This window comes from Wolbachia endosymbiont of Drosophila bocki (assembly GCF_028982005.1).
In the GTDB taxonomy this organism is placed as follows: Bacteria; Pseudomonadota; Alphaproteobacteria; order Rickettsiales; family Anaplasmataceae; genus Wolbachia; species Wolbachia pipientis.
This window is the reverse complement of record NZ_JAPQLG010000085.1, coordinates 1-1,606: the sequence shown is the minus strand read 5'-3', so window position 1 is coordinate 1,606 and position 1,606 is coordinate 1. Positions and strand designations below refer to the sequence as shown.

Sequence of the window (1,606 nt, the reverse complement as noted above, 5' to 3'; positions counted from 1 at the left end):
TTGTGGAAAAATTGCGAACGTAAACTCAACACCAGCTTGCAAATGATTGTCCTTTCCTTCATTTCTCTCCCATTACGAAGATTTTAAACAGGTTCTAAAGCCGATACTAAAAAATTTAGTAAAATAAGTACAATCACTAAAGTAATAGATGAAAGAAGATTTGAAGACACGAATTTAACTGAGAGTGATGAATATTATAAGCACGGAGTAGTAAAATTCTTTGGCTCAATAGCGTTTGAAGGTGTAGTAAAAGAATATAAAAATAAAGTAGTTACGTTGTTTACTTCGCCTCCATACCAAATTTTTGCTGGAGATAAATATTCAATACTCGCAGGTTGCGATAAAACATTTCCAACTTGCAGAAGCAAGTTTAACAATACTGTGAATTTTCGTGGTGAACCCTATATACCAGGTTTTTATATTGTTTAGCAGTACAATTTTCAATATTATGAATAAGCATGGAAAGGTGGCTGAGTGGTCTAAAGCACACGCTTGGAAAGCGTGCACATATGAAAATATGTCGGGGGTTCGAATCCCCCCTTTTCCGTATGTTACTTCTAGAATGGTATAAAACCCCCGGTCGCGCACACAACTGTACGAACATTGTAATATGGTACAATGTTACAACTATGCGGTGGTAATTTACGATAAATTCATGTAGCCATTTCAAATTTAGCCATACCAATGTCAGTAAATTGATTAAGCAAATAACACTTGAGTAGCAGTTCCTTCCCACGATTAATTTCAGATTTGTTCCGAAAATTAAACCCGAATGTTTGTTTCAGTCGCGAGAAAAAACTTTCTACATAAGATCTTTTTCCGTAGTTTGTTTGCCTTTTCCACCTCTTCATTCCATCTTCGCTGTATGACTTTATTAGTCTAGTTGCAGCATTTCTCTCTGCCATACTTTGGATGCTCTGCTGCATTGTTTTTTTGGAGGAATTTTTGTCTTTATGCAGCATTCATCACACAATTTATAGAGTTTATGTCTGTCATATGCTCTGTCTGCATATAGTGCTTTTATGGCATGCTGAAAATTAACTCCTTTGAGTAAATCGCAAGCTCCATAGTGATCAGACCGTTACTGTATTCTGCAGCTATGGCTTTTTTGCTGTTTATATTCAACATTACATGCAATTTTCTTGTCTGTTCATAGCCACGATATTTTCTGTCAGCGCTATTTTCCTTGCTGTGTGTTGTTATAAATGCTGATGCTTGTGCTATCTATGGCAATTTCGATATCTTCCATATTATTTTTATCAATTCTGCAATCATTGATCTTAATATTAAGTTTTTTTTGAAGCTTGCGAATAGCTGATAACTGCCAAATCTCTTCCTATTTGTTGCAAATATCCTTTTATAAACCCGACTGTTTGTCTTAAGCCAATTCTAAAAAGATTAACGATTATATGCACTAAAATCACAACTTTATCACTATAAATATAGTTGCCGCCCTGCATTTTTGGACTATTTTCATACCAATTTTCGATAGCTTTATCGATGTAACGAAAAATATTTCCTCTTTTTTCTAGAAATTTGTTAGAACCTGTTAAGGATCTCGAAAATATGAGGTAAAATAAGCATAGTTAAGAAAGAGGTATATCTA

Annotated in this window: 1 tRNA gene and 3 pseudogenes; 3 read left to right on the top strand and 1 reads right to left on the bottom strand. The window is 34.4% G+C overall.

The features are described from left to right. From OZD61_RS01730 to OZD61_RS01720, 3 genes and pseudogenes are all read left to right on the top strand, one after another. Positions 1-87, top strand: a pseudogene (locus OZD61_RS01730) (IS5/IS1182 family transposase); the annotation flags it as partial. A gap of 9 nt (positions 88-96) precedes the next feature. Then, positions 97-429, top strand: a pseudogene (locus tag OZD61_RS01725) (phage BR0599 family protein); the annotation flags it as partial. A 31-nt stretch (positions 430-460) separates the two neighbouring features. Further along, a tRNA-Ser gene (locus OZD61_RS01720) sits at positions 461-547 on the top strand. A gap of 106 nt (positions 548-653) precedes the next feature. Here the strand turns inward: OZD61_RS01720 and OZD61_RS05850 are convergent. Then, positions 654-1,568: pseudogene (locus tag OZD61_RS05850) on the bottom strand (IS5 family transposase). Between the last annotated feature and the right edge of the window lie 38 nt (positions 1,569-1,606).